The organism is Martinezella lusitana, assembly GCF_016901135.1.
GTDB lineage: Bacteria > Pseudomonadota > Alphaproteobacteria > Rhizobiales > Rhizobiaceae > Rhizobium > Rhizobium lusitanum_D.
Window position 1 is genome coordinate 411,095 of the sequence record NZ_JAFEVL010000010.1, and the last position, 26,524, is coordinate 437,618.

Sequence of the window (26,524 nt, forward strand, 5' to 3'; positions counted from 1 at the left end):
AGCGGTCGCCCTTGTGCTTAGGGATATCTTTTTTCAAGAACACATCATATCGTCGGGATATCATAGGCGGTCCTACGGCCGCAGCAGGGCGCGCGCTTGGCGTGGAAGGAAGAAGGGCTTGTATCTCGGGGCATTGTTCATAGCCGACATGGTGTTCTCGGTCGGCTCCGTCAGGGAAACCGCGCGTCGGCTCTCGTTTTCGGCGTCGACCGTTTCCAGTGCGCTCCGCCGCCTGGAAACGGAGCTGGCCATGAAGCTCGTCGAGCGGGCATCCGGTGAGCTCGCAACCCTGCTTGCCAGCTCGAAGGTCCAGAAGGGGCTCCAGCCCATTCTTGCCGGAATCCGCCAGCTTTCGGCCCGGATGAAGGAGCCGCCTGCGCCTGATGATTATGCGCAATGGGCGGCACGTCTGTCGCTGAAGATCGCCACCATCGAGCGATTCCTCGAAGTCGCCGATCAGGGCAGCATCAATCGCGCCGCCCGCCGCCTGCGGCTGGGGCAGCCCCAACTCTCATTGCAGATCGCCAATCTGGAGGAGCTGTTTGGCTGCCGTCTGTTCGAGCGGCAGGCGCAAGGCTCGGTGCTGACCGAGGCCGGCCAGGAGGTCCATGCCATCCTCGCCGGCATCGCCCAGGCCTGGGACGAGATGAAGGCCGCGGCGGATGAGCGGTTTCAGCGGACCGCCCGTGCCGTCCGCATCGGGTCAATTATCCCGACAGGCTCGGAAAGCTGGGTCGCGCGTTCGCTTGCAAGCCTCGTGTCGCGCTGGAACATCGGCGGCAACCGCAACATGCTGTCACTGATGCTTATGACGGCGGACGACCTGCGCGAGGCGCTCCGGTTCGGTCGCATCGATGTCGCCATCGTCGATTCTGTTTTCGGCCTCGATGCCTTCGAGCACATGGAGCTTGTGGCGACCGACATGGTGGCGATCGCACCGCCTGACAGCAAGGAGCAGACGGTGGCCGCGCTGGTGGAAAATCATCCGCTCTGCGTGCCGAGTTCGCGCACCGGCATCGGCAATGCCGCAACGGCCTTCGGCTATGATAGCCGCGACCGGCGCCGGTTTCGCGGCCGCGACATCACCTCGGCCGATTCCCTGCCCGTCATCGTCGACCTCGTGGCCAATCACGGCTACGTCTCGTTCCTTGGCCGCGTCAGCGCACTTCCGATCGCCGACAAGGTGAGGATCGTCGATCCCGATCAGATCCTGCCATTGTCCTATCATCTCGCCCACAATGGCCGCAAAGCGTCGATCGAGGCATGCCGCCTGATCCACCAGGCCGTTCGCGAACTGGTGGCTGACGTAGAAACATCCGGAAAATATCTGCCATCCCGCGGATAGGTGGAACCATCGTACCACCTTTGCGTTTAAGAAGGTTACGTTAGTCCGGACGTACGGAAATCATAAGCCCCCCGGATCTCGTTCGGCACCCAAGGAGATTAAAAATGAAAATTCTGGCAACAGCGCTCGTCGCGCTGGGCATTGTCGCTTTGCCCGCAACTTATGCCGAAGCTCAAGATTATCATCGCTGGCATCATCATCGCCCGGTGGTCGTCCAACATCACCGCCCTGACCATGGTTGGGATCGCCATCATGATATGCGTAACGACCGCCCCTACCATCATCGCTGGGATAAGCGGCACCATAACCAGCCGCATTTTTCGCACAACTGACGATAAGCACCCGACATGCAAAACGGCGCCTTCTGGCGCCGTTTCTTATTGAAGTTACCGATGTCCGTCCGTGGCAGGATCAGGCTGGGTTTAGAGCATGAGCGGCGTGGCCCCATGCTTGCCGGCTTCTCGACGACGAACGTGTCCGGCCCGCTTGCCAGGCAAGGTGAGGCCGGAACCTCTTGAAAATACCCGCCATCTCCGGGTGATTTGGAACCATCGGAGCGCAACCGCGTTTAGTTTATTGGTCTGGATAAGCGCGGATGATTCGAGCCGCGTCAGCGTCCGGCATCCAAGGAGGCTGGAAATGAAAATTCTGGCAACAGCGCTCGTTGCGCTTGGCGTGATCATTCTGCCCGCAACCCATGTTGAAGCGCGCCCACATCACCGCGGGCATCACCACCATACGGTGATCGTCCATCGTTACCACCACCATTACTATCGCCCCTATTACTATCGGCCTTATTCCTACTACCGCCCTTATTATTATTATGATGACTACTATCAGCCCTACGTGCCCTTCGCATTCTATGGCTGGAATAGTCATTACTATCGTGGCGGGTATGGCGGCCATAGATGGTATGGCGGCGGGTATCGTCATGGCTGGCATGGCGGTGGCTGGCATGGCGGCGGTGGTTGGCACAGATGGCGCAACCAGCCGCATTTCTCTCATAACTGAGCATCCCTGCCGATACGCAAAACGGCGTCTTCCGACGCCGTTTCTTGACAGATCACCGGCTGTCCGGCGTCATAAGCTCATGCCGGGTTCAGCACATGGACGGCGCGGTCAGCCATGAGGTGTTTCACTTTGTCGCCATAGGCTGCCATATGCGCTGCAGCGGCATGCACCTTCAGCGCGTCCATGCTCGCCCATTTTTCGACGACGACGAATGTATCAGGCCCGAATGCCGGATCGGCGCCGTCGACATCGACGACAGCCGTGTATTCGATGCAGCCGTCTTCTGCGTGAACAGCCGGAACGTTCGCCTGGAAGGCTTCGAGCACTTCGGCCCGCTTGCCGGGCAGGGCGGTGAGGATGGCGAGAACGTGGATCATGATGATGTCCTTGAAACGATAGGATGATGCCGGTGAAAAATACCGGATGCCGCCGATTCCGCGACCGGTTTCGACCACTATCACAAAAAGATGACGTCCGAACGCGTGACTTCCAATCACCGTTCGGCTCAGCGTTCACATGCGGTCGATGTTCTTGGGATCGAGTGATCCGCTGAGCAGATGTCCGAATGCGATGAGATTGCCCTGCAGGCGGCCACGCCGGTCGATATAGGGTGGTGGATTGACCGCGCCGACGATATTCGAGGCAACGTTGCCGCCCATCAGCTTGAGCGCCCACTTCAACGACACGGAGCGTTTTTTCACAAGGTAAAGCGGATTGGCGACCTGGGAATATCCAAGACGCGTGCCGGATGTGCGCCCGACTTTGACCCCGAGATGGACGCCGCGCAGCCGATTGAACTTGACGATCTTGCCATATGGACGCAGCCTCCGGCACAGATCGACGTCTTCCTGCCAGGCATAATGCGGCAAGGCTTCATCGAAATAGACACGATTGTCTAGGAGCGGCTGCAAACGAAGAATTATGTTGCAGCCATGGGCATCGTGCGTGGCACCGGCAGCCTCGAATGCCTGACGCAAGCCATGAATGCCAAGAATTTGCGCATCCATGGTTTTCAAAGCGGACCGTCTCTGCGGCCCCGGCTGAAGTCAACGTCGAAGGTACGTCCACATGAACACGCGCGACTCAAGATTTCACTACAAGGGCGGCATGCCGCATACGCAACTCAGCCTGCACCATACGGAAAATGCCCGGCTGCTGCCCGATCGTGGCGAACTTCTTCACAGGTTGCCGCATGGAGGCATATGCGCGGAAGTCGGCGCCGCCTTTGGCGACTTTACCGGAGAGATCCTTCAAAAGAATGCGCCACGGGAGCTCTACCTGATCGATGCATGGGATACGCCCCGTTACCAGGATGGTCTGGAGCAGATCAAGGCGACGTTCAAAGGGGCGCTGGAAAACGGCCGCCTGCATATCGTTCAAGGCTATTCGACGGTAAGGCTGGCGGAATTTCCCAACGGCTTCTTCGACTGGGTCTATATCGATACCAATCATAGTTTCGAGACGACATGGGAAGAGCTGTCGATCAGCCACTTCAAGGTGAAGCAGGATGGGCGCATTGCCGGTCACGACTTCTGCACCGGCAACGTCGTCGATGCTATCCCCTATGGCGTGGTCGAAGCCTGCACCAAGTTCTGCAAGGATTTCCATTGGCAGTTCGAATACATGACTGTGGAATCCCAGGGTCACTTTTCGTTTTCGCTGAAACGGCTCTGAGTGCGGCTCATCCAGGCTTGCCGAACTGATTGTAGCTGCAGGCGGTGATTCCGAAGAGGCTTACTTGGAAGCATCGGGTCTGTACGGCTTGCACTTATAAGGTATCGAGCCTTCCTTATCACGAACGACCGCATTGCCTTCCGGATCGAGCTTCAAAGTCCAAGATGTTTGCAGGCCGTTCGAGCCCATAAAACCTCCGGTAAAGGTTACGTCGTCTCCTTGCCAGGTGAAGCCGGTGACGCCGCCAAGATGGCGTTGATATTCCTGCTGGCGCATGACGATACCGACGAGAGCCGCTGATCCGGTGGGAGCTGACAGACCGTATCCACCGTTGGGCGCGCAAGGAGTCATGTCAGCGATGAATGGGCCGCTGACGCAACTAAGGACGTGGCCGAACTGCTTTTTGGAATTCAGGTGAACGTATAGGTTATCAATACCGTCGCCCTTGCAGAGCAGATGCATTGGCTTCTCTGCGGGAGCTGCCAATGCCATCCCGGTGGCTGCCAGATAAGCGGTGACGGCGATTGCGTTCATGAGATTCATAGAGGCCTCCGATGGCAGCCATCATTAGCTTGCACGTTCGATAAGTCGAGTGCAGCCCATCTTGTTCTTGACTCTCTTCGGTCCCTAAATTGGCCGCTTCGGATCGCGATATCGCAGCCACGAAATAGGGAAACAGACACCTGGGAACGCCTGTAGCAATGTGTGGAAAGAGTAGTGCCTGGAAAAATGGTGCCGCTTGCAGGACTCGAACCTGCGACCCCATCATTACGAATGATGTGCTCTACCACCTGAGCTAAAGCGGCATTCAAGGGGCGTTTGGTTCGGCCCCGCGATTTGCATGGCGCTGATACAGTCTATACGGCCAGATTTCAAGCGTCCAAATTGCCATTTCGCAAAAAAGCGAAAAGCCTGTGAGAAAACAGCCCGCTTCCAGCCTGTTCAAAGCGCCAGCCGTGCACGCGCCTGACGATATTCCGCCTCGAGCCTGTCCACCAGCGCCGCAACGGGCTGGATGGCCTTGACCGCGCCGATGCCCTGGCCGGAGCCCCAGATGTCCTTCCAGGCCTTGACGCCGGTCGTGGCCGCCTCGAAATCCATCTTCGAGGGGTCGGCTTCAGGCAGCTTGTCCGGATCCATCCCGGCGGCGAGGATGGAAGGTTTCAGGTAGTTGCCGTGGATGCCGGTGAAGTAGTTGGAATAGACGATATCGGCGGCGGCCCCGTCGACGATTGCCTGCTTGTAGGCATCGGCAGCGCGCGCCTCTTCCGTGGCGATGAAGGGCGAGCCGATATAGGCCATATCGGCGCCAACGGCCTGGGCTGCCAGAATGGCACCGCCGCTGGCGATGGCGCCGGCGAGCAGCAGCGGCCCGTCGAACCATTCGCGGATTTCCTGGACGAGCGCAAAGGGTGAGAGCTGGCCGGCATGGCCGCCGGCACCGGCGGCGACCGCGATCAGCCCGTCCGCGCCCTTGCGGATAGCCGAGTTGGCATGCCGGTTGTTGATGATATCGTGCAGCACGATGCCGCCATAGGAATGCACGGCCGCATTGACCTCGGGCACGGCGCCGAGCGAGGAGATGACGATCGGCACCTTGTATTTCACGCAAAGCATCAGATCGTGTTCCAACCGTTTGTTTGACGTATGGACGATCTGATTGACCGCAAATGGAACCGCCGGCCGTTCGGGGTTTGCGGCATTATGTGCGGCAAGATCCTCGGTGATCATCGCCAGCCATTCGTCGAGCTGGCTTTCCGGGCGCGCATTCAAGGCTGGAAAGGATCCGACCACGCCGGCCTTGCATTGCGCCAGCGTCAGCGCCGGATGCGAGATGATGAAGAGGGGTGAGGCCACGACCGGCAGCCGTAGGCGCTCGGTCAGGATGGAGGGAAGGGCCATGAACATCATCCACTTTGACGTTTACGAAAACGTCAAAGAAATAGCAGATGTCCAAACCGGTGGGAAGGGCGCAGATGCCAAACCCCGTCGAAGGCCACATCCCTGTCGGATCAGCCCTTTGGCCATCGCAATTGCGTCGTCTTTGACGTTTATCCCCGCCCGAGTGCGCGTGGCTTTGGTCGAAGGCTTGCGTATTGCCGGGCAGGGCGTTACCGAATCCGGTTAACGAATGATAAAGATTATGGCCGTCTTGTCGGTAGAGTATGCAGGTATGTTGCGAGTGAGAGTAAAGGACCTGATGTGAGCGGATTAGAAACGGCTATTAGAAGCGCGTTGGAGCGGTCCGATCGCGCCAATCCGGAAATCCGGGCTCGCATCTATCAGTCGGCGCGGCAGGCTTTGGAAGCCGGCCTCCGCAAGCAGGATATTACCGATATCAATGTCGTCTCCGCCCAGCGTCAGCGGCTGGAGGCGACGATCCGGCAGATCGAGGCCGAGGAGCGCATGCGCCCGGCAGAGGAGGTCTCGGTTTCGCCGGAGCTTGATGCCCCGCATGTTGCCCCGAGCATACCGACGCCGGCGGCCGCGCAGCCGGCACAGCGGCAAGAGCCGGTCATGAGTGTGCGCGGCGAAACCCGAGACCCGCCGCTTTCTGCCCCCGCGTCTTCTCCGGTCGAATCCGAGGCAAGCGAGCCCCCGGCATCGGCCGGTGATTTCGGTGATATGCGCGCAGGCCCTGCCGATCATCTTGGCGCCGATAGCGATATACGGCCGGCGACCGCAGCCGCACCGGCAGCCGCGCGTACGATGAATTTCAAGCCGGAGCGAGCTGCCGTTCGCCGCAAGCCGCGCAAGTTCTTCTCGCGCCTGCTGGTGTTCTGTATTCTGCTCGCCTTCCTCGGCATGGGAGCCTGGTGGATCAAGACTTCGGGCGTGTTCATGTCGGCGGCGCAGAGAGACACGAGTGTCCGCAATCCGCCGGCCCATGTCGATTCGCAGGATTTCAGCGGCAGCAACAGCGACGAAGATACGTCGGACGATGAGGACAACAGCGGCCCTGCCAACCCAGGGCTGGCGACCATCGACCCGCAGAACAGCTTTTCTGAAGAGTGGGTCGCGATACTGAAGCCGACGGAAGCGTCGAAGGTCACTGCCGGCGCGCAGGCAAAGGCGGAAAATGTTTCGGAAAACGAGGGGCCGGCCGTGCGGCTGACCTCTCTCAGCAGCGGCTCGGATGGCGCCGCCTCGGTCCAGGTGCCTGTTAATGTGCTGCAGCAGATGGCGGGCAAACCGTCGACGATCGCACTGACGTTGCAGTCCACCTCGGACACACCGACGCAGATTACCGTCGAATGCGATTTCGGCTCGCTCGGCAACTGTGGACGCCATCGCTTCACGGTCAGCCGCCAGAAGACGGATGCGCTGTTCCAGGTCCGTTACGATCGCTCTCTGGCGCCGACAAGCCCCGGCCGCCTGATCATCAACAGCGACGTCGACGGCAAGTCCCGCGGCATCAACGTCTACGCTATCCGCGTGCTGCCCGGACAATAGGGCCGGGCAGCCCTTTCTCTATCTATTTGAGAACGTCCGACCCCGCGCCGAGGATCTTTCCGTCGATTTCGCCGATGGCCTTCTTGTCCTTGTCGTCATAGTCGAGCGTCAGCAGGATGTGACGGATGAGGTTCAGACGAGCGCGACGCTTGTCGTTGGCGCGGATGACCGTCCATGGTGCATAATCGGTATGCGTATCCTTCAGCATGCGGTCGCGCTTTTCGCCGTAGTCCTTCCATTTCGGTAGGGCGGCTATATCCATGGAGGAAAGCTTCCAGACGGCGCGGGGATCGTGGCACCGGTCGTGGAAACGCTTCAATTGCATCTCCCTGCCGATATCGAGATAGAATTTGAAGAAGGAGATGCCATCCTGAACGATGAGCTTTTCCATCTGCGGCGCCTGCTTCAGGAACTGCTCGTACTGCTTCGGGGTGCAGAAGCCCATGACCGGTTCGACACCGGCACGGTTGTACCAGGAGCGGTCGAAGAGGACGAACTCGCCCGAAGTCGGGAACTGGGCGACATAGCGCTGGAAATACCATTGCCCCGCCTCGCGGTCCGTCGGTTTGGTGAGCGCCACGACGCGGGCCAGGCGAGGGTTCATATGCGCCGAGGTTGCGGCGATCGAGCCTCCCTTGCCCGCGGCATCGCGCCCCTCGAACAGGGCCATCACCCGCTTGCCCGTCGCCTGCAGCCAGAACTGCACCTTGATGAGTTCGATCTGCAGCGTCTCCAGCTCTTCCAGATAGTCCTCTTCCTTGAGCTTCTTCTTGTAAGGATATCCGCCCGAGGTCAGCGCCTCGTCGTCGATCCAGCCTGGCAGCACGGGATCATCGACATCGAATATGCGTTTTGTGCCGTGGATATCCAGCTCCACCACGCGGCTCTTCGCTTCTTCTTCTCCCATATGTCCGGCTCCTCGGCTCTTTACGCTCTGTTAAACATGTCGCTTGCGTACGATAAAAAGCTCTTCGGGCAAATTGGAGCTTTTATTCAATGGTTTCAAGCCCTTTGCATTTTTCCTCCTTTGCCGGCTACATTTATTATGGTCAGTTGCCGGCTTCTGTGGATAGAGCCGAATACTTCTGTCATGAATCCCGGCTAAGAGGCGGGGTCCAGCATTCCGTGACGGCAGGCGAAGGGACGTGCGCACTTGGAAGACGAATGGTCATTTGTCAGGAGACTGGCGCTGCGGTTGCGGCAGGAGCGCGCTATCCTGATTCTGGCGACGCTGATCGCCGCACTTGCGCTCATCGAGGGCATCAATACCGGCGCCGTCTTCTGGATCTGGGCCATAGTCATGATCGTCGCGTTGATCCGGCCTCCGCTGGTGGAGCGGGTCGTCGTGCCGTCGCGGACGGAACCTGAGCCGATCGATCCGGACGTTGTGCTGCGCATGGTTTTTGCGGGATTGGCTGCGCTCGACATCCCGGTGCTGATCATCGATCGCGAGGCATCCGTACTGGTGCAGAACGCGGCCGTCGAAAAGGCCTTCGGCGCCTTCCCCATAGGGGCGCATATCTCTTCGAAGCTGCGCTCCCCCGGCCTGCTCGACATGGTGCGCGAAACCATCACCACCAACACGCCGAACCAGATCGAGCATTCCGAGCGCCTACCCTCGGAGCGCGTCTATGTCGTGCGCATCGCGCCGGTCGAGCTGCCGGAAGCCGATATCGAGGCCGGCTTCTTCCTGCTGTCGTTTCGCGACATATCGGAGCTGCGTCACATCGATCGCATGCGCTCCGATTTCGTCGCCAATGCCAGCCATGAGCTGCGCACGCCGCTTGCCTCGCTGCGGGGGTTCATCGAAACCATCCAGGGGCCGGCCAAATCGGATGCTAAGGCACAGCAGCGCTTCCTCGGCATCATGCTCGACCAGACGACGCGCATGAGCCGGCTGGTCGACGATCTCCTGTCGCTGTCTCGGCTGGAGCTGAAATCGCATATCGCCCCGGATCAGAAGGTCGATCTCGTCCCGTTGCTCGGCCATGTACGCGACTCGCTGCTGCCACTTGCCGGCGATCTCAACGTGACGATCAATCTGCACATGCCGGCGAGCAAGGTGGAGGTGCTGGGCGACCGCGACGAGCTGGTGCAGGTCTTTGAAAATCTGATGGAGAATGCCTGCAAATACGGCCAGGAAGGCAAGGCGGTTGAGGTTACTCTGCTGAACGAGCCGGGTCAGGCCGTTGAGGTCGTCGTGTCCGACAGCGGGCCGGGAATTCCCGCAGAACATGTACCGCGCCTGACCGAGCGGTTCTATCGCGTCAATGTCGAGGACAGCCGCTCCAAGAAGGGAACGGGCCTCGGGCTTGCCATCGTCAAGCACATTCTGACCCGGCACCGCGCCAGATTGATCGTCAAGTCGGAAGTCGGGAAGGGAACGGACTTTACTGTCCGTTTCTAAAAGCCCCCGCGAATCGCATATTTTTGGCGCGATTTATCCCATGAATTTCAAAGAGATGACCTGTCATAATTGTTTCACTTGCCTGACATAAAAGGGCGGTGCTTTGGCCGCTAAGAAAGTGATGCTGAACCAGGCGGATGTGGCATCCGTTACAGCGCTCTTCAGAGCTCGTCAGGGGGATTCATTATGAATGCTTTGAAATTGTCTATTCTTGCACTGGTTGCATCGGTTGCCTTTGCAGGCACGGCCGCGGCTCGCGATCAGATTCAGATCGCTGGCTCATCCACCGTATTCCCGTATGCCAAGATCGTTGCCGAAAGCTTCGGCGAGACCTTTACCAATTTCAAGACGCCTGTGGTCGAGTCGGGTGGCTCCGGGGCCGGCCTCAAGGAATTCTGCAAGGGCGTCGGAACGGATTCCATCGACATCGCCAATTCATCGCGCCCGATCAAGGACAGTGAAATCCAGGCCTGCAAGGCTGCCGGCGTCGCCGATATCCAGCAGATCAAGATCGGCTACGACGGCATCGTCTTTGCCTTCGACAAGAGCAATCCGGACATCAAGTTCGAGCCGATCGATCTCTACAAGGCGCTTGCTGCCGAAGTGGTCGTTGACGGCAAGCTGGTTGCCAACCCCTACAAGAAGTGGTCGGAGATCAATCCGTCGCTGCCGGCTTTCGAGATATCAGCCTATATTCCGGGCGAGAAGCATGGCACGCGGGAAGTCTTCGAGGAGCGGGTGCTTGCCGCCGGCTGCAAGGCTTCCGCCGCGGTCGACGTGATCAAGGCAGCGGTTTCGGATGCCGGCCAGCAAGTCAAGAAATGCGTCGCTGTGCGCAAGGATGGCGTCGCAGTCGATATCGATGGCGACTATCCCGAGACGCTGGCCCGTATCAATGCCAACAAGCACGGCATCGGCGTTTTCGGCCTGTATTTCTACCAGAACAATGCCGACAAGCTGAAGGTCGCTACCGTCAGCGGCATCGTGCCGTCGGGCCAGACGATCGCCGATGGCACCTATCCGGTGTCGCGTCCGCTGTTCTTCTACGTCAAGAAGGCACATCTGGGCGTCATTCCGGGCCTCAAGGAATATGTCGATTTCTTCACGAGCGATCAGATGATCGGACCGGACAGCCCGCTGGCGGAATATGGCCTCGTGCCCGCTCCGGATGGCGAGCGTGACCAGATCCGCAAGGACTTCGCCGGCGGGAAGATCATGTAAGTGCATAGAGACCATGCGCCGGTGCGGGTTTGATCCGCATCGGCGTCCGCCGGGGAGTGGGAATGAGCGTATCGCTGCTGTTGTTGTGCCTGTCGGTCATTGGTGCCCTTGCCTTCGTGCTCGGGCGCGTGAGGGCGACTGCGCTATCAGGCGGCAGGTCTTCGTCGATGCATTCCCGGCTCGGCTATCATGGCGCCTACGCCGCGATCTGGGCTGTGCTGCCGGCCCTGGCGCTCGTCTGTATCTGGCTGATCGTCAGCCCGATCGTGATCGATCGCCTGGTGGTCAAGTCCTTTCCGGAAGAGGTGAGAACCCTTCCGCAGGCGGAGCTCAATCTCAGCTACGGCATGGTGCGCAGCATCGCCCACGGCATGCGCCTGCTCAATGGCCAGGAACTCGCCGCGGTTGACGGGGGCTCGGCCGATCTCCAGTTGCTTCTGGCGCAGAAAGGCGTCCCGCTCGCGGTTCGTCCTACCGGTTACATGATCGATGCCGCCAATAAATACAACGGCATGCGCGAAGTCAGCCGGATGGTGATGTCCGCATCGGCGATCCTCCTGTCATTGCTTTGCGCGGTTTATGGCTTGCGCGCCATAGCCCCGCGTTTTCGCGCCCGCAACCGCGTCGAGCAGGTCATCCTCGGCGCCCTGATCGTCGCCTCCTCCATTGCGGTGCTGACGACGGTCGGGATCGCCTTTTCGATGCTTTCCGAGGCGGTGCGTTTCTTCAGCATGGTGCCTGCCAACGAGTTCTTCTTCGGCACTGTCTGGGATCCGCGCTTTGCCGGTGCCGGTTCGCAGACATCAGGGACCTTCGGCTTGATACCCTTGCTGGCCGGCACGATCTATATCGGCTTGGTCGCCATGTTATTCGCCGTGCCCATCGGCTTGTTCGCCGCCATCTACATGGCCGAGTATGCTTCGGTCCGCGTGCGCTCGATCGCCAAGCCCATGCTCGAAGTGCTGGCCGGCATTCCCACGATCGTCTACGGCTTCTTTGCCCTCGTCACGGTCGGGCCGTTCCTGAGAGACATCTCGGCGGAGATCGATGGCCTGCTAACGGGAAGCTATACAAGTTTCATCGAGGCGCAGAGCGTCCTGACGGCGGGCTTCGTCATGGGCGTCATGCTCATTCCCTACGTCTCCTCGCTATCAGACGATATCATCATGGCCGTGCCGCGGTCGCTGCGCGATGGCTCGCTCGGTCTTGGCGCCACCCGCTCGGAAACGGTCAAGCGCGTTTTGCTGCCGGCGGCACTTCCAGGCATCGTCGGCGCGCTGCTGATGACCGCCTCACGGGCAATCGGCGAAACGATGATCGTCGTGCTCGCCGCCGGTGTCGCGGCTCGCATGCAGTTCGATCCCTTCGAACCCATGACGACGGTTACCGTGAAAATCGTCAACCAGTTGACCGGCGACCTGGAGTTCACCTCGCCGCAGACACTGGTCGCCTTCGCGCTCGGCATAACCTTGTTTTGCCTGACGCTCTGCCTGAACGTCTACGCCCTCTACATCGTCCGCCGCTACAGGGAGCAGTACGAATGAGCGACATCGTATCCTCCCCGTCACAGAATATTCCACGCGGGCTTACGTCCGGCGCCTCGGCGCGGCGTGATATCGGCATCAAGCGGCGCTATGCCGCCGAGCGCCGCTTTCGTGCCTTCGGCATCGCCGCGGTTGTCTTCGGCCTCGTCTTCCTGCTCACTCTGGTCTCGACCGTGGTCCGCAACGGCTATACCGCCTTCGTGCAGACCTCGATCACTCTGCCGATCGAGTTCACCGAGAAAGTCATCGACCCCACCGGCAAGCGCGCCAGTGATCCAAAGGTGCTGATATCAGCCAACTATCCGGTCCTTATGCGCGATGCGCTGGTGAAGGCGTTGGGCATCGATCCTTCCGACCGCGTACTCGTGCGTGAGGCAACGACAATGGTGTCGGACAGTGCGCGGATTGCGCTGCGCGACAAGATCATGGCCGATCCCTCGATCATCGGAACGACTGGGAATGTGACGTTCCTTGCGAGCGCCAACATCGACTCCGCCAACAAGGGGCAGATCGACCTGACGGCTGACGAGAAGGATCGCAAGGTCTCCGATCGGCAGCTCGGCTGGATGAAGCAGCTTACCACCAGCGGCGCGCTGCGCGAAGCCTTCAACAGCGGTCTCTTCCTGTCGGGCAATTCGAGCCGCCCCGAGGCCGCGGGTCTTGGTGTCGCGTTGATCGGCTCGCTCTATCTGATGCTGACCGTCCTCGTCCTGGCTTTGCCCGTCGGTGTCGCCGCCTCGATCTATCTGGAGGAATTCGCGCCGAAGAACCGGCTGACGGATCTGATCGAGGTCAACATCAACAATCTCGCGGCGGTGCCCTCGATCGTCTACGGCCTGCTCGGCCTTTCGGTCTTCATCAACATGATGGGGCTGCCGCGTTCGGCCTCGCTGGTCGGCGGGCTGGTGCTCAGCCTGATGACGCTGCCGATGATCATCATCGCCACGCGCTCGGCACTGCGCGCGGTTCCCCCGTCGATCCGCAGCGCGGCACTCGGCCTCGGTGCGTCGCGCATGCAGATGGTCTTCCATCATGTGCTCCCGCTCGCCATGCCCGGTATCCTCACAGGCACCATCCTCGGGCTGGCGCATGCACTCGGCGAGACGGCGCCGCTGCTTTTGATCGGCATGGTCGCCTTCGTCGCCAACTATCCGGCCTCGCCGCTCGATCCTTCGACGGCACTGCCGGTGCAGATCTACATGTGGGCGAGCGAAGCCGAGCGTGCCTTTGTCGAGCGAACTTCCGGGGCCATTATCGTTCTGCTCTTCTTCCTCGTTGCGATGAATATCGGCGCGATCCTGCTGCGCCGCCGCTTCGAACGGCGCTGGTAGGGGAGGGCCATCGAATGAACATGATGACGGAAGCGGCAGGCGAAAGAGCATTGGCCAAGAAGATGATGACGATCCCCTACAAGGTGATCGGCCAGGACGTTTCGGTCTTTTACGGCGACAAGCGCGCGCTCTTCGATGTCAACCTGAATATCCGCGCCAATACGGTCACGGCGCTGATCGGCCCGTCAGGTTGCGGCAAGTCCACTTTCCTGCGCTGCCTCAACCGCATGAACGATACGATCGAGACCTGCCGCGTCACCGGCAAGATCACGCTCGACGAACAGGATGTCTACGACAACAGCATCGATGTCGTGGAGCTGCGCGCCCGCGTCGGCATGGTCTTCCAGAAGCCCAACCCGTTTCCGAAGTCGATCTACGAAAACGTCGCCTATGGGCCGCGCATCCACGGCCTGCATGGTTCGAAAGCCGATCTTGACCATATCGTCGAGACCAGCCTGCAGAAGGCCGGTCTCTGGGGCGAGGTCAAGGATCGACTCTATGATGCCGGCACGAGCCTGTCCGGCGGCCAGCAGCAGCGCCTGTGCATCGCCCGCGCGGTCGCCGTCAGTCCGGAGGTCATCCTGATGGACGAGCCATGTTCGGCGCTCGATCCCATCGCGACCGCCAAGGTCGAGGATCTGATCCATGAGCTGCGGGAAAACTTCACCATCGTCATCGTGACGCATTCCATGCAGCAGGCAGCCCGCGTTTCGCAACGCACCGCAATGTTTCATCTCGGCCATCTGGTTGAGGAGAACGATACCGACAAAATGTTCACCAATCCCGACGATTTCCGCACGCAGGATTACATCATGGGCCGATTTGGTTGATGATATCAGGCGCGCGGCTCCTTTCACACAGTTCACCTTGAGGATAGAAAAATGGTCTCCACTCACATTCTCTCTGCCTATGACGAAGACCTGAAGTTCCTGACGCGCCGCATTGCGGAAATGGGCGGCCTGGCGGAGCAGATGGTCAGCGACAGCGTTCGCGCATTGGTCCAAAGCGATACCGGTCTTGCGCAGAAGGTCATTTCCGACGACGTCATCCTCGATCATGCGGAACGTGAAGTCGGCGACAAGGCGATCGTCACCATCGCCCGCCGGCAGCCGATGGCCGCCGACCTGCGCGAGATCATGGGCTCGATCCGTATCGCTTCCGATCTGGAGCGTGTCGGCGATCTCGGCAAGAATACCGCTAAGCGCGTCATCGCCGTGCAGGGCACGGGCGTTCCGCGGAAGCTTGCCCGCGGTATCGAACATCTCTCCGAACTGGCGCTCAGCCAGCTCAAGGAAGTGCTTGACGTCTATACCACCCGTTCGCCGGACAAGGCTGTGTCGATCCGCGAGCGCGACGAGGAAATCGACGCGATGTACACCTCGCTGTTCCGCGAGATGCTGACCTACATGATGGAAGATCCGCGCAACATCACCACCTGCACGCATCTTCTCTTCTGCGCCAAGAATATCGAGCGCATCGGCGACCATGCCACCAACATCGCCGAGACGATCTACTACATGGCGACCGGCGCCCAGCCAGAAGGCGAGCGCCCGAAGGATGATACCGCCAACACCGTTGGCGCAGTGACGGAATAATCCGAAAGCGAAGAAAAGGAGACCACAGGCGCATGGTTCCGAGAGTTGCTGTTGTAGAAGACGAGGAAGCGCTCAGCGTTCTGCTGCGCTACAATCTCGAGGCTGAGGGCTTCGAGGTCGACACGATCCTCAGAGGCGATGAAGCCGAGCTGCGTCTCCAGGAGCGCATCCCCGATCTTCTGATCCTTGACTGGATGCTCCCCGGTGTATCCGGCATCGAGCTCTGCCGCCGGCTGCGTATGCGGCCGGAGACGGAGCGCCTGCCGATCATCATGCTGACGGCCCGCGGCGAGGAAAGCGAGCGCGTGCGCGGCCTTTCCACCGGCGCGGACGATTACGTCGTCAAGCCGTTCTCGACGCCGGAGCTGATGGCCCGCGTCAAGGCGATGCTGCGGCGCGCGCGCCCGGAGGTTCTCTCCACGGTATTGCGTTGTGGCGATATCGAGCTGGATCGCGAGACCCATCGCGTTCACCGCAAGAGCCGCGAAGTGCGGCTGGGACCTACGGAATTCCGCCTGCTGGAGTTCCTGATGTCCTCGCCGGGCCGCGTCTTCTCGCGTTCGCAGCTGCTCGACGGCGTATGGGGGCACGATATCTATGTCGACGAACGTACCGTCGACGTGCATGTCGGCCGCCTGCGCAAGGCGCTGAATTTCTCCAATATGCAGGACGTCATCCGTACCGTTCGCGGCGCGGGCTACTCCATGGAAGCCTGAGCGGGTAAGCCCGTTCAGGCATCGACATAGCGGCGGAAACAGAAAACGGGCCTTTCGGCCCGTTTCTTTTATCTCAGCTATGGGGCATCTCAGCCGCGCGGTTGAGCTGGCCGACGCCGTTCATGCACCGGCTGGTAGGCCAGGCGCTGATGGTAGCCGCAATAGGGCGATGCATCCGGGCTCTCGTTGCCGCAGAAGTGGAAATCGTCCTTCAGCGGGTCGCCGACGGGCCATTTGCAGGTGCGTTCCGTCAGCTCGGTCAGGACGAGGCGCCGAGAGATCGGAACGACGACGTTGGCAGCCGGACGATATTGGATCTCGTTGACCGCATCGACCTCAATCTCTTCCTTGAGCATGGTCGCGCCCTGCTGGCGGGTAACCGTGCGGGTTGCGACGCGAGACGTGTAGTTCGAAGCGCGGGGCGCCGAGGCGCCGCGCTTCGGCGTTCGGGCCGCGTTCGCCGTGCCGCCCGCCTTCGCTCGGCCCGGTAGGCTCAAGCGGTGCACCTTGCCGATGACGGCGTTACGGCTGACACCGCCCAGCTGCGCCGCTATCTGGCTGGCGCTCAACCCTTCGGACCATAGCTTCTTCAGCTTCTCGACGCGTTCGTCTGTCCAATTCATGCCCTGTCTCCGCTGTCGCGTTTCCGATGGCAGAATCCTTCACCATTGCCTCGCATAGGTTCGAGGCGCGAAACGCTCTAAAATTGTGGTGACTAGTTCCGCCGCATGCAGTCTAGCAATTGGTTTTTAACCTAGTGTGAGGCTGACTCCGTGACAAGAGTCGCGGGAATCTTGAGGAATCGATTTCGAGGTTTTCCCCAACTTGCTGTCCTGACGTGGCATTTATGCAATATGATCCGACGAACCTGTCCCTTTCAGCGGCAGGCCTTCTCTCGCACCTGCTAAATCGCCAGTTTTGTTGACATCGCGGTGCAAAACATCAATAGTGCCCACGCCGCCGCAAGGCGGCATTTTTGATTTTTTCGGACCCGTTTCATGGAAAGGAAGCGATTGGTCCTTAGGGTTGTGATCGAGGAGATATGGCCATGGCCGAGACCGCGCCGCTTTATGATACCTATATGCGCGCTCCGCTGCGGTTCGAGCGAGGCGAGGGCGTCTGGCTGATCACCGAAAGCGGCGAGCGCTATCTCGATTTTGCCGCGGGCGTCGCGGTTAATTCGCTCGGTCATGCGCATCCCCATCTCGTGGCGGAATTGAAGGCGCAGGCGGACAAGGTATGGCACCTGTCCAACCTCTATGAAGTGCCCGGCCAGGAGAAGCTGTCGAAGCGCCTGACGGAGGTCACCTTTGCCGACAAGGTGTTCTTCACCAATTCGGGCGCCGAAGCGCTGGAATGCGCCATCAAGACGGCGCGGCGCTATCAGTTTGCCAAGGGGCATCCCGAGAAGTTCCATATCATCACCTTCGAAGGTGCCTTCCACGGCCGTACCATCGCGACGATCGCCGCCGGTGGCCAGGAAAAGTATATCGAAGGCTTCGGCCCGAAGGCCCCTGGCTTCGATCAGGTGGCTTTCGGCGATCTCGATGCGGTTCGCGCCGCAATCACCGATGCGACGGCTGCGATCCTGGTCGAGCCGGTGCAGGGCGAAGGCGGCATCCGCCCGGCGACCAACGAATTCCTGCGCGGCCTCCGCCAGATTTGCGATGAGCATGGCCTGCTCCTGGTTCTCGACGAGGTCCAGTCCGGCGTCGGCCGCACGGGCAAGCTCTTCGCCCATGAATGGGCCGGCATCAAGCCCGATATCATGGCGGTCGCCAAGGGCATCGGCGGTGGTTTTCCGCTCGGCGCATGCCTTGCGACGGCTGAGGCAGCCTCCGGCATGAAGGCCGGCACGCACGGGTCGACCTATGGCGGCAATCCGCTTGCCATGGCGGTCGGCAATGCGGTGCTCGACATCGTGCTGGCCGATGGTTTCCTGGAGCATGTGCGTGATATTGCGCTGGTCTTCCGCCAGGGCCTTGCCTCGCTCAAGGATCGCTTCCCGGATATCATCGAGGACATCCGCGGCGAAGGCCTAATGCTCGGCATCAAGGCGGCTATCCCGCAGACGGAACTGCTGCAGGCGATCCGCGCCGAGCACCTGCTGGGCGTTCCGGCCGGCGACAACGTCATTCGCCTGTTGCCGCCGCTGATCGTGACCGCCGAGGAAGCGCGCGAAGGTCTCGCCCGCATCGAGCGTGCGGCCGAGCGTGCCCGCGCCGCCCGCGTCAAGAAATCGGCTTGAATTCAGCGCCCGCAATCGGGGCGTTCTTGCCCCACGCGGGCGTTATTGTTTTTTGTGGAGTACAGGTAAGGACATGGCTTCTCCGAAACACTTTCTCGATCTCTCGGCTGTCCCGGCCGCCGATCTGCGCCACATCATCGATGACGCGATCGTGCGAAAAATGGCATTGAAGGCAGGTACCGCCGACAAGCCGCTTGCCGGCAAGATGCTGGCGATGATCTTCGAGAAGCCTTCCACCCGAACCCGCGTCTCCTTCGACGTCGGCATGCGCCAGCTCGGTGGGGAGACACTTTTCCTTTCCGGAACCGAAATGCAGCTCGGCCGCGCCGAGACGATCGGCGATACGGCGAAGGTGCTGTCGCGTTATGTCGATGCGATCATGATCCGCACGACCGATCATTCGCGCCTGCTGGAACTGGCGGAGCATGCGACCGTTCCGGTCATCAACGCGCTGACCGACGATACCCATCCTTGCCAGGTCATGGCCGATATCATGACCTTCGAGGAGCATCGCGGCCCGGTCAAGGGCAAGACCCTCGCGTGGACGGGCGACGGCAACAACGTGCTGCATTCGCTGGTGGAAGGGGCGGCGCGGTTCGGCTATCGCATGAACATGGCGGTACCTCTTGGTTCCGAGCCCAAGGATCACTATTTGAACTGGGCCCGCAACCAGGGCGCCGAAATCATGCTCTCGCATGATGCCGACCGTGCGGTCGCCGGTGCCGATTGCGTGGTAACCGATACCTGGGTTTCCATGAATCAGGAACACCGGGCCCGCGGTCACAACGTCTTCCAGCCCTATCAGGTCAACACGGCTTTGATGGCACAGGCCGGCAAGGACGCGTTGTTCATGCATTGCCTGCCCGCTCATCGCGGGGAGGAAGTGACTGATGAAGTGATCGATGGTCCGCAATCCGTTGTTTTCGATGAGGCGGAAAACCGCCTTCATGCGCAAAAGTCGATTCTTGCTTGGTGCCTGGGCGCAATCTGAGGATATGAAACCGCGTCTGAGGGCGGGGGCGCAGTAGGAGTAGAGCAATGGCCGAAAATGCAGCCTCGCTGGGTCAGTTTGATTTTGCCGGTGACGATCATGTCGTTCCCTTCCAGGTGGAAGGGCTCGATGTGCGCGGTCGTGCCGTACAGCTTGGTTCGTTGCTGGACGCAATTCTTGCCCGGCACAACTATCCGACCCCGGTCGCCCGGCTTTTGGCCGAGGCCATCGTCCTGACCGTCCTGCTCGGCACGTCGCTGAAGTTCGAGGGCAAGTTCACCGTGCAGACCAAGAGCGACGGTCCCGTCGACCTCCTGGTTGCCGATTTCTCGACGCCGGAAAATGTCCGCGCCTACGCTCGTTTCGATGAAGAGGCCCTGGCAAAGGCGATCGCCGCCGGTGAAACCGAGCCGGAACAGTTGCTCGGCAAGGGCGTGCTCGCCTTCACCATCGATCAGGGTCGCTACAGCCAGCCCTATCAAGGCATCGTCGCTCTCGATGGCGCCTCGCTCGAGGAGATTGCCGGCACTTATTTCCGCCAGTCGGAGCAGATACCGACCCGGGTTCGTCTGGGCGCAGCGGAGCTCTTCGATCGTGATGAGAACGGCAAGCCGCGGCATCGCTGGCGGGCGGGCGGCCTTATCGCGCAGTTTCTGCCGGAAGCGCCGGAGCGCATGCGCCAGCCGGATCTCCATGGCGGCGATGGCGATAGCGGCATGCGTAACCATGTCGAGGACGATGCCTGGGCGGAAGCACGCAGCCTGGTGGAGACCATCGATGCCGATGAGTTGACGGATCCGCTTGTCGGCACCGAGCGCCTGCTGTTCCGTCTCTTCCATGAGCGCGGCGTGCGCGTCTACGAACCCAAGGCGGTTTTCGACCGCTGTTCCTGTTCGCGCGACAAGCTGAAGGGCGTGTTGCAGGGGTTCTCGGCCGAGGAGATCGAGGCCAGCCAGGAGAACGGCGAAATCGCCGTCACCTGCGAATTCTGCTCGACCACCTACCACTTCGAGGCAGCCGAGATAAATGCGGCCTGATCAGGCTCAGTTCAGCGTCCGCAGCAGGTTGGGCGTATCGAGAGAGAAGGCGGGGATCTTGACATGGAAAAGCTCCCCGTCATCAGTCTCCATCTGATAGTGGCCGAACATCATTCCCGAGGGCGTGTCCAGCGGGCATCCTGAAGAATATTCATAGGTGTCGCCGGGCCGCAGATGCGGCTGTTCGCCGACGACGCCTGGGCCGGTCACTTCGTCGACTATTCCGTTCATGTCCGTGATATGCCAATAGCGCGTCACCAGCCGAACGGAAATTTTCGAGTGGTTGGAGATGACGATGCGATAGCCCCAGACATAGCGATCGTCATCCGGATCGGATTGCTCCTCCAGATAAAACGGCTCCACGACCACTTCTATGTCGCGTGTTAGGGCGCGATACATGCCTGATACCTTACCACTGCGCTGGAGCATCAAGCGTCTGACAAACGCTGGAAAAGCCTCAGTATCTTAAAGTCTGCGGCATATTATCCGCTTTCCACCGTCCCGCAAAATGCAGGATATCTAGCGGTATCCTACAAGCAACCTATTCCGTCAAGGAACGGATCGGTGAAAACCCGTGTGATCGGCCTGAGCATTCCGACTTTCAGCTATTACGGCTAACATCCAAGGTTAATAGGCCGCAGCTAAAAGTATCGTAGGCCGCTTCTCCTTCATTGTTATCCTGTATGTTGCCGCCGGAATGTCTTCAACGGGCGGAAACGCTTGCGGAAATTGTATGGCGGACTTGAGACTCGATTGTCATATCCGTCGAGCCTCAATCGAAATCTCCAAATCATATAATTCCCAAACCCGTCTTGTGTTCCCCAGGAAGCGCCTCTCCGCGATTCCCGGGTGAAAGGATTTCGGCTATCATCTGATTCTGGCACGGCCCGTGCCTCCCCCCTCCATTCGGGAAAGCATAGTTCATGCGGGGTCGTTGATAGCTGAACCGACTGTTTTGAGCGCCAGGCATAAGGAGGGGTTGCGGTCATTGCTCGCAATAGGAGGTTTACATGAAGCTTTCTGCCCCTGTTTATCATTTGAAGCGCAAGGCGCGGCTTCTGTCGCGCCAACAGAACATCCCTTTGCATGCGGCGCTGGATCGCATCGCGGCGGACGAGGGATTTAAAGGCTGGAGCTTGCTTGCGGCCAAGACGCAAGCAGCCGTACCCGCCGACGATTTGTTTTCACTCTTGAATCCGGGCGATCTGGTGCTGGTCGGCGCGCGACCCGGCCAGGGCAAGACATTGATGAGCCTCAAGCTCGCCGTCGGAGCCATGAAATCAGGCAATCGCAGCGCCTTCTTCACGCTCGAGGATACGGAGAAGGTCGTTCTGGATCGCTTCCGGATCATCGGCGTGGATCAGGCCGAGTTCCGGGAACTGTTCGAGCTCGACAGTTCCGACGCCATAAGCGCCGACTACATCATGCGCAAATTGACGCCCGCGCCGCGCGGCACACTGGCGGTGGTCGACTATCTGCAGATACTCGATCAGAAGCGGGAGAAGCCGGAACTGATGACCCAGGTCCGGGCATTGAAGGCTTTCGCGCGCGACAAGGGCGTGATCGTCGTGTTCATCTCGCAAATCGACCGTTCATACGATCCGGCGCTGAAACCGTTGCCTGATCTCGATGACATCCGTCTGCCCAACCCTCTGGATCTCGCGCTTTTCGATAAGCTGTTCTTCTTGCACGCCGGCAAGGTTCAATTCAAAGCGGCGAGCTGACGGCGGCCGTCAGCCTGCGCCATGGTTTACTGGCTGCTAAGCGCAGGCCAGGCCGCCCGGAGAATATCCGGGCGGCTTGTCGATTGATATCAGGCGGAGACCTGCGCCAGGGCGCGGGCGAAATCCTCGACCAGATCCGCGCTGTCCTCGATGCCGGCGGAGAAACGCACGGTGCCCGGCGAAATGCCGAGTTCGGCGCGCGCCTCGTCGGTGAGGTTCTTGTGCGTCGTGGTAGCCGGATGCGTGATCAGGCTCTTGCTGTCGCCGAGATTGTTGGAAATCCGCACGATCTCCAGCGCGTTCTGCAGCTTGAAGGCCGCTTCCTTGCCGCCCTTCAGCTCGAAGGCGACCAGGGTGGAGCCGCCGGTCATCTGCTTGGCGATGATATCGGCCTGCGGGTGATCCTTGCGGCCGGGATAGATCACGCGGGCGACCTTGCCGGTCTGCTCGGCGAGGAAATCGGCCACCTTGGCGGCGTTCGCCGTCTGTTGTGCGACGCGCAGCGGCAATGTCTCGATGCCCTTCAGCAGCGTCCAGGCGGTGAACGGCGACATGGCCGGGCCGGTGTGGCGGAAATAATCCTGCAGGTTTTCGTCGATCCACTGCTTGTCGGAAAGGATGACGCCGCCGAGCGAGCGACCCTGGCCGTCGATATGCTTTGTGGCGGAATAGACGACGATATGGGCGCCAAGCTCCAGCGGCTTCTGGAAGAGCGGCGTGGCGAAGACGTTATCGACCACGACCTTGGCGCCGATCTGGTTGGCGAGCTTGGCCACAGCAGTGATATCGACCACTTCCAGCGTCGGGTTGGTCGGGCTTTCCAGGAAGAACACCTTGGTGCTCGGCTTGACGGCCTTTTCCCAGTTCTCGATGAACCGACCATCGACCAGCGTGCATTCGATGCCATATTTCGGCGCCAGCGTCTCGACGACCCAGCGGCAGGAGCCGAAGAGCGCGCGGGCGGCAACGATATGGTCGCCGGCCTTCAACTGGCAGAGAATGGCGGCGGTGACGGCGGCCATGCCCGAGGCCGTGGCGCGGGCATCTTCGGCGCCTTCCAGCGCGCACATGCGCTTTTCGAACATGTCGTTGGTCGGGCTGCCATAGCGGGCATAGATGAAGCCATCCGTCTCGCCCTTGAAGCGGGCTTCGGCCGCTTCCGAGGTATTATAGACGAAGCCCTGGGTCAGATAGATTGCTTCGGATGTTTCGCCGAATTGCGAACGGAGCGTTCCGCTGTGAACGAGCTGGGTTGCGGGGCGCCAAGTCTTGCTCATGCCATCACCACTTTCAAAACAAAAAAACCGGCCGCAATTGCAGACCGGTTTCAACCCGGTCTTTTTAGCCACTTATTTAACGTGGCTGCAAGCCGACCGGCCAAATCACCACGGGATAAGTTGCAATACTGCCGTTGATCGCTTGCGTCAATTCCCTGAGTTTGGTTTTGTCTGCGACAAATTACTGTGCCGGGCGCCAGCAAGCTGCCAAAGGGTCATGGTAACACTTGGAATTTGCACATCACCCTTCAGATCGCGCTATGATTTGCAGGGTTATGCGCTAGGGAAGAGGCATGATGGCTCGCAATACTGGAATTCTAGCCGATCGCGCCATTGCGGCGCTTTTCGACGCGGGGCGGCTGACGAGCGAAAGAGAACTGGACGTCGATCAGATCCAGCCGGCGAGCCTTGACCTGAGACTCGGCTCCCATGCTTTCCGTGTCCGCGCCAGCTTCATGCCCGGTCCTTCGCATCTCGTTGCCGACAAGCTCGACTGGCTCAAGTTGCATGTCGTCGATCTTTCCGAAGGTGCCGTGCTCGAAACCGGCTGTGTCTATATCGTGCCGCTGATGGAGCGGCTGGACCTGCCGGAAGACATGTCGGCGTCCGCCAATCCGAAGAGCTCGACCGGCCGCCTCGACATCTTCACCCGCGTCATCACCGACCGGGCGCAGGAGTTCGACAAGATCCCGGCCGGCTATTCCGGCCCGCTCTATCTGGAAATCAGCCCGCGCACCTTCCCGATCGTCGTGCGCCGCGGCTCGCGCCTGTCGCAGATCCGCTTCCGCGTCGGCCAGGCGCTGCTCAGCGAGCCTGAATTGCTGGCGTTGCACGAAACCGAAACGCTCGTCGCCAGCAAGAAGCCGAATATCACCGGTGGCGGCATCGCATTGTCGATCGATCTTGCCGGCGACAAGGAAGGCCTGATCGGCTATCGCGGCAAGCATCACACGGCCGTTGTCGATGTCGACAAGAAGGCGCAGCACGATATCTTCGATTTTTGGGAGCCGCTCCATAGCCGCGGCCGCACCGAACTGATCCTTGATCCGGATGAGTTCTATATTCTCGTCTCTCGCGAGGCCGTGCATGTGCCGCCGCATTATGCCGCCGAGATGACGCCCTTCGATCCGCTGGTCGGCGAATTCCGCGTCCACTATGCCGGCTTCTTCGATCCGGGCTTCGGTCATGCGCCGGCCGGCGGCCGCGGCAGCCGCGCCGTGCTCGAAGTGCGCAGCCACGAGGTGCCCTTCATCCTCGAGGACGGCCAGATCGTCGGGCGCCTGATCTATGAACACATGCTGGAACAGCCGAGCAGCCTCTACGGCTCCGGCCTCGGCTCGAACTATCAGGCGCAAGGCCTGAAGCTGTCGAAGCACTTCCGGCTTTGATCGCCTATCTACCGGCCTTGACAGAGGCCGCCAACTGTTGGACATCTCACGGTGTCAGGCGGGTGTAGCTCAATGGTAGAGCAGCAGCTTCCCAAGCTGAATACGAGGGTTCGATTCCCTTCACCCGCTCCAACTTGCTTTCATCGTCATCAATCTCGGGGAAGTGCTCAACATGATTGATCACATAACCATCGAAGTGAGCGATCTGCAGAAGAGCAAGTCGTTCTACGAAAGCGCCTTCGAACCACTGGGTTATGGGCTGTCCTTCGGAAAAGAAGGCGTGTTCTGGGCGTTTGACGTCGGCGGCGGCAGCTTGTTTGAGATTCAGCACACGGGAAGCAAGCCGCCTTTGACGCGTTTGCACGTCGCATTCCATGTCGATAGCAAGGCTGAGGTCGATGCGTTTTATCACGCCGCTCTTGAAGCCGGTGCCAAGGACAATGGCGCTCCTGGTCCACGGCCGGAATATACAGAGAACTATTATGCCTGCTTCGTTCTCGATCCCGATGGCTACAATATCGAAGCGATGATCAATAAGCCTGTGACGTGAGGCAGGCGGTTTCTGTCGCGCCGTAGTTCCGGCGTGTCTTCATCACGTCAAAAACGGCCTCTTGCTTTCAGCGCTTCCGTCAGCGCTTCGCCGAAGGTCGCAATCGGGCGGGCGAGGCGTCCGGCTGGCGGGCGATGCACCAGCCAGTTGACGACTTTCGGGCTGAAATCCGGCGGCTCGATGATCTCGACGGCATCGCGCCAGCGGCTGTCTGCCAGTGCCGCCGGTGTCAGAACGCCGATGCCGAGACCGCGGGCGATAAGCGACATGCGCAAATCGGCGCTCATGGCTTCGACCGCGACGTCGAAGGGCAGGCGTTCCGCTTCGAAGCGATGATGAATGAAGGCGCGGAAGCCGCAGCCGCTCTGGTTCATGATCCATGGAAAGCGGGAAAGCTCGTCAAGTTTCGGTGCCTTGGGAACTCCGAGCAACGGTGAGGCAACGAGAATGACGCTGTGGATCCCCAGGGCATCGCCGACGACATCGTCGGGCGGCTGAAGGCCTTCCGGCAGGCAGACGGTCGCCGCATCGAGCTGGCTATGCGCCACCTGTTCGATAAGCCGCGGCGACCAGTCCGCGACGACGCGCAGCGTCAGTTGCGGAAACTCGCCGCGCAGCCGGTCGAGCGGAGCGGATAGGGCCGCCTCTGAAAGATAGGGCATGATGCCGAGGCGGAATTCGCCGCCGATCGCCCCGCCAGGCGAAACGCCGGCCTTGAGGTCATCGAGCGAACGCAGGACCCGTCGCCCATGCTCATAGGCCTCGCGCCCGGCCGCCGTCGGCTTGAGCGGCTTGGATTGCCGGTCGAGCAGGGCAATGCCGAGACTGTCTTCCAGATTCTGTATCCGCCGGGTGATGCCCGGCTGCGTCAGATTGATGCGTGCAGAGGCGGCGACGATTGACCCGGTTTCCACCACGGCGACGAAGGCTTCAAGATCATGAATGTTCATGAGGAACTCGCATAATCATTATTTGCTCATTTCAATTGCTGCATTATGCAATAAAACGATAA

The 26,524-nt window shown here is 60.2% G+C and carries 28 protein-coding genes, 2 tRNA genes and 1 riboswitch; of the genes, 20 read left to right on the forward strand and 10 right to left on the reverse strand.

Features of this window, described 5'->3' with window-relative positions; all coding sequences use genetic code 11:
• Positions 1-118: 118 nt before the first annotated feature.
• The 3 genes from JTP94_RS04970 to JTP94_RS04980 all read left to right on the forward strand — a co-directional run bounded on the left by JTP94_RS04970 (position 119) and on the right by JTP94_RS04980 (position 2,356).
• Positions 119-1,345 (forward strand): LysR family transcriptional regulator, encoded by a 1,227-nt coding sequence (locus JTP94_RS04970; RefSeq protein ID WP_204849425.1) that lies wholly within the window; start codon positions 119-121, stop codon positions 1,343-1,345.
• A 104-nt stretch (positions 1,346-1,449) separates the two neighbouring features.
• Positions 1,450-1,677 (forward strand): hypothetical protein, encoded by a 228-nt coding sequence (locus JTP94_RS04975; RefSeq protein ID WP_204849426.1) that lies wholly within the window; start codon positions 1,450-1,452, stop codon positions 1,675-1,677.
• A gap of 307 nt (positions 1,678-1,984) precedes the next feature.
• Positions 1,985-2,356 (forward strand): hypothetical protein, encoded by a 372-nt coding sequence (locus JTP94_RS04980; protein WP_204849427.1) that lies wholly within the window; start codon positions 1,985-1,987, stop codon positions 2,354-2,356.
• A 77-nt stretch (positions 2,357-2,433) separates the two neighbouring features.
• On the opposite strand, the gene JTP94_RS04985 is transcribed toward JTP94_RS04980, so the two are convergent.
• Positions 2,434-2,733 (reverse strand): putative quinol monooxygenase, encoded by a 300-nt coding sequence (locus tag JTP94_RS04985; RefSeq protein ID WP_204849428.1) that lies wholly within the window; start codon positions 2,731-2,733, stop codon positions 2,434-2,436.
• 135 nt (positions 2,734-2,868) lie between these two features.
• The gene (locus JTP94_RS04990; protein ID WP_246754655.1) at positions 2,869-3,372 is read right to left on the reverse strand and encodes a glycosyltransferase family 2 protein; all 504 of its coding nucleotides are present in this window, start codon (positions 3,370-3,372) and stop codon (positions 2,869-2,871) included.
• Positions 3,373-3,424: 52 nt separating this feature from the next.
• Between JTP94_RS04990 and JTP94_RS04995 the strand changes: the two genes are divergently transcribed.
• A complete protein-coding gene (locus JTP94_RS04995; protein ID WP_204849429.1) occupies positions 3,425-4,030 on the forward strand; it encodes a class I SAM-dependent methyltransferase in 606 nt (201 codons plus the stop codon).
• A 60-nt stretch (positions 4,031-4,090) separates the two neighbouring features.
• Here the strand turns inward: JTP94_RS04995 and JTP94_RS05000 are convergent, their stop codons facing one another.
• The 3 genes from JTP94_RS05000 to JTP94_RS05010 form a co-directional block, all read right to left on the reverse strand.
• A complete protein-coding gene (locus JTP94_RS05000) occupies positions 4,091-4,573 on the reverse strand; it encodes a hypothetical protein (RefSeq protein WP_204849430.1) in 483 nt (160 codons plus the stop codon).
• A gap of 187 nt (positions 4,574-4,760) precedes the next feature.
• A tRNA-Thr gene (locus JTP94_RS05005) sits at positions 4,761-4,836 on the reverse strand.
• 136 nt (positions 4,837-4,972) lie between these two features.
• Entirely contained in the window at positions 4,973-5,932 is a 960-nt protein-coding gene (locus tag JTP94_RS05010; protein WP_204849431.1) for a nitronate monooxygenase family protein, read from the reverse strand.
• On the opposite strand from JTP94_RS05010, the gene JTP94_RS05015 reads away from it, so the two are divergent.
• Together JTP94_RS05015 and JTP94_RS05020 are read left to right on the forward strand one after the other, a co-directional pair.
• Entirely contained in the window at positions 5,931-6,158 is a 228-nt protein-coding gene (locus JTP94_RS05015; protein ID WP_204849432.1) for a hypothetical protein, read from the forward strand. The two genes, JTP94_RS05010 and JTP94_RS05015, sit on opposite strands and share 2 nt — an antisense overlap.
• Before the next feature lie 74 nt (positions 6,159-6,232).
• Positions 6,233-7,483 carry a hypothetical protein gene (locus tag JTP94_RS05020; protein WP_204849433.1) on the forward strand — a complete coding sequence of 417 codons (1,251 nt, stop codon included), beginning with the start codon at positions 6,233-6,235 and terminating at the stop codon, positions 7,481-7,483.
• A 22-nt stretch (positions 7,484-7,505) separates the two neighbouring features.
• Here the strand turns inward: JTP94_RS05020 and ppk2 are convergent, their stop codons facing one another.
• Positions 7,506-8,390, reverse strand: coding sequence for a polyphosphate kinase 2 (gene ppk2 / locus JTP94_RS05025; RefSeq protein ID WP_204849434.1), 885 nt, complete (start codon positions 8,388-8,390; stop codon positions 7,506-7,508).
• Positions 8,391-8,636: 246 nt separating this feature from the next.
• Here ppk2 and phoR point away from each other — a divergent pair, with 246 nt between their 5' ends.
• The 7 genes from phoR to phoB all read left to right on the forward strand — a co-directional run bounded on the left by phoR (position 8,637) and on the right by phoB (position 16,297).
• Positions 8,637-9,890, forward strand: coding sequence for a phosphate regulon sensor histidine kinase PhoR (gene phoR / locus JTP94_RS05030; RefSeq protein WP_204849435.1), 1,254 nt, complete (start codon positions 8,637-8,639; stop codon positions 9,888-9,890).
• A gap of 186 nt (positions 9,891-10,076) precedes the next feature.
• Positions 10,077-11,111: a substrate-binding domain-containing protein gene (locus JTP94_RS05035; RefSeq protein ID WP_204849436.1), complete on the forward strand. Its 1,035-nt coding sequence runs from the start codon at positions 10,077-10,079 to the stop codon at positions 11,109-11,111.
• 62 nt (positions 11,112-11,173) lie between these two features.
• Complete coding sequence (pstC, locus tag JTP94_RS05040) at positions 11,174-12,655, forward strand: phosphate ABC transporter permease subunit PstC (RefSeq protein WP_204849437.1); 1,482 nt, start codon at positions 11,174-11,176, stop codon at positions 12,653-12,655.
• On the forward strand, positions 12,652-13,986 hold the full coding sequence (pstA, locus tag JTP94_RS05045; RefSeq protein WP_204849438.1) for a phosphate ABC transporter permease PstA: 1,335 nt from the start codon (positions 12,652-12,654) through the stop codon (positions 13,984-13,986). Before pstC ends, pstA begins: the two co-directional genes overlap by 4 nt.
• Positions 13,987-14,000: 14 nt before the next feature.
• Positions 14,001-14,816: a phosphate ABC transporter ATP-binding protein PstB gene (pstB, locus tag JTP94_RS05050; RefSeq protein WP_204849439.1), complete on the forward strand. Its 816-nt coding sequence runs from the start codon at positions 14,001-14,003 to the stop codon at positions 14,814-14,816.
• Positions 14,817-14,867: 51 nt separating this feature from the next.
• Positions 14,868-15,581 carry a phosphate signaling complex protein PhoU gene (phoU, locus tag JTP94_RS05055; RefSeq protein ID WP_034513813.1) on the forward strand — a complete coding sequence of 238 codons (714 nt, stop codon included), beginning with the start codon at positions 14,868-14,870 and terminating at the stop codon, positions 15,579-15,581.
• Positions 15,582-15,613: 32 nt separating this feature from the next.
• A complete protein-coding gene (gene phoB / locus JTP94_RS05060) occupies positions 15,614-16,297 on the forward strand; it encodes a phosphate regulon transcriptional regulator PhoB (protein WP_004128368.1) in 684 nt (227 codons plus the stop codon).
• An 89-nt stretch (positions 16,298-16,386) separates the two neighbouring features.
• Here phoB and JTP94_RS05065 read toward each other — a convergent pair whose 3' ends face one another.
• Positions 16,387-16,920, reverse strand: coding sequence for a GcrA family cell cycle regulator (locus JTP94_RS05065; protein WP_204849440.1), 534 nt, complete (start codon positions 16,918-16,920; stop codon positions 16,387-16,389).
• A gap of 425 nt (positions 16,921-17,345) precedes the next feature.
• Between JTP94_RS05065 and JTP94_RS05070 the strand changes: the two genes are divergently transcribed.
• The 3 genes from JTP94_RS05070 (at position 17,346) to JTP94_RS05080 (ending at position 20,573) form a co-directional block, all read left to right on the forward strand.
• The gene (locus JTP94_RS05070; protein ID WP_204849441.1) at positions 17,346-18,545 is read left to right on the forward strand and encodes an aspartate aminotransferase family protein; all 1,200 of its coding nucleotides are present in this window, start codon (positions 17,346-17,348) and stop codon (positions 18,543-18,545) included.
• Positions 18,546-18,618: 73 nt separating this feature from the next.
• Complete coding sequence (gene argF / locus JTP94_RS05075) at positions 18,619-19,536, forward strand: ornithine carbamoyltransferase (protein ID WP_204849442.1); 918 nt, start codon at positions 18,619-18,621, stop codon at positions 19,534-19,536.
• A 47-nt stretch (positions 19,537-19,583) separates the two neighbouring features.
• On the forward strand, positions 19,584-20,573 hold the full coding sequence (locus JTP94_RS05080; RefSeq protein ID WP_204849443.1) for an Hsp33 family molecular chaperone: 990 nt from the start codon (positions 19,584-19,586) through the stop codon (positions 20,571-20,573).
• A 6-nt stretch (positions 20,574-20,579) separates the two neighbouring features.
• On the opposite strand, the gene apaG is transcribed toward JTP94_RS05080, so the two are convergent.
• Complete coding sequence (apaG, locus tag JTP94_RS05085) at positions 20,580-20,972, reverse strand: Co2+/Mg2+ efflux protein ApaG (protein ID WP_034513805.1); 393 nt, start codon at positions 20,970-20,972, stop codon at positions 20,580-20,582.
• 611 nt (positions 20,973-21,583) lie between these two features.
• Between apaG and JTP94_RS05090 the strand changes: the two genes are divergently transcribed.
• The gene (locus JTP94_RS05090; RefSeq protein ID WP_204849444.1) at positions 21,584-22,297 is read left to right on the forward strand and encodes a DNA helicase; all 714 of its coding nucleotides are present in this window, start codon (positions 21,584-21,586) and stop codon (positions 22,295-22,297) included.
• Between the two features lie 89 nt (positions 22,298-22,386).
• On the opposite strand, the gene JTP94_RS05095 is transcribed toward JTP94_RS05090, so the two are convergent.
• Positions 22,387-23,574, reverse strand: a complete 1,188-nt coding sequence (locus tag JTP94_RS05095; RefSeq protein WP_204849445.1) for an O-succinylhomoserine sulfhydrylase — start codon at positions 23,572-23,574, stop codon at positions 22,387-22,389.
• Positions 23,575-23,617: 43 nt separating this feature from the next.
• Positions 23,618-23,696, reverse strand: a riboswitch (SAM riboswitch).
• A gap of 171 nt (positions 23,697-23,867) precedes the next feature.
• Here JTP94_RS05095 and JTP94_RS05100 point away from each other — a divergent pair.
• From JTP94_RS05100 to JTP94_RS05110, 3 genes are all read left to right on the forward strand, one after another.
• Positions 23,868-24,962, forward strand: coding sequence for a 2'-deoxycytidine 5'-triphosphate deaminase (locus JTP94_RS05100; RefSeq protein WP_204849446.1), 1,095 nt, complete (start codon positions 23,868-23,870; stop codon positions 24,960-24,962).
• Positions 24,963-25,020: 58 nt separating this feature from the next.
• Positions 25,021-25,094 (forward strand) — tRNA-Gly (locus tag JTP94_RS05105).
• Positions 25,095-25,134: 40 nt separating this feature from the next.
• The gene (locus JTP94_RS05110; protein ID WP_204849564.1) at positions 25,135-25,512 is read left to right on the forward strand and encodes a VOC family protein; all 378 of its coding nucleotides are present in this window, start codon (positions 25,135-25,137) and stop codon (positions 25,510-25,512) included.
• 47 nt (positions 25,513-25,559) lie between these two features.
• Here the strand turns inward: JTP94_RS05110 and JTP94_RS05115 are convergent, their stop codons facing one another.
• On the reverse strand, positions 25,560-26,462 hold the full coding sequence (locus JTP94_RS05115; protein ID WP_204849447.1) for a LysR family transcriptional regulator: 903 nt from the start codon (positions 26,460-26,462) through the stop codon (positions 25,560-25,562).
• Positions 26,463-26,524 lie beyond the last annotated feature (62 nt).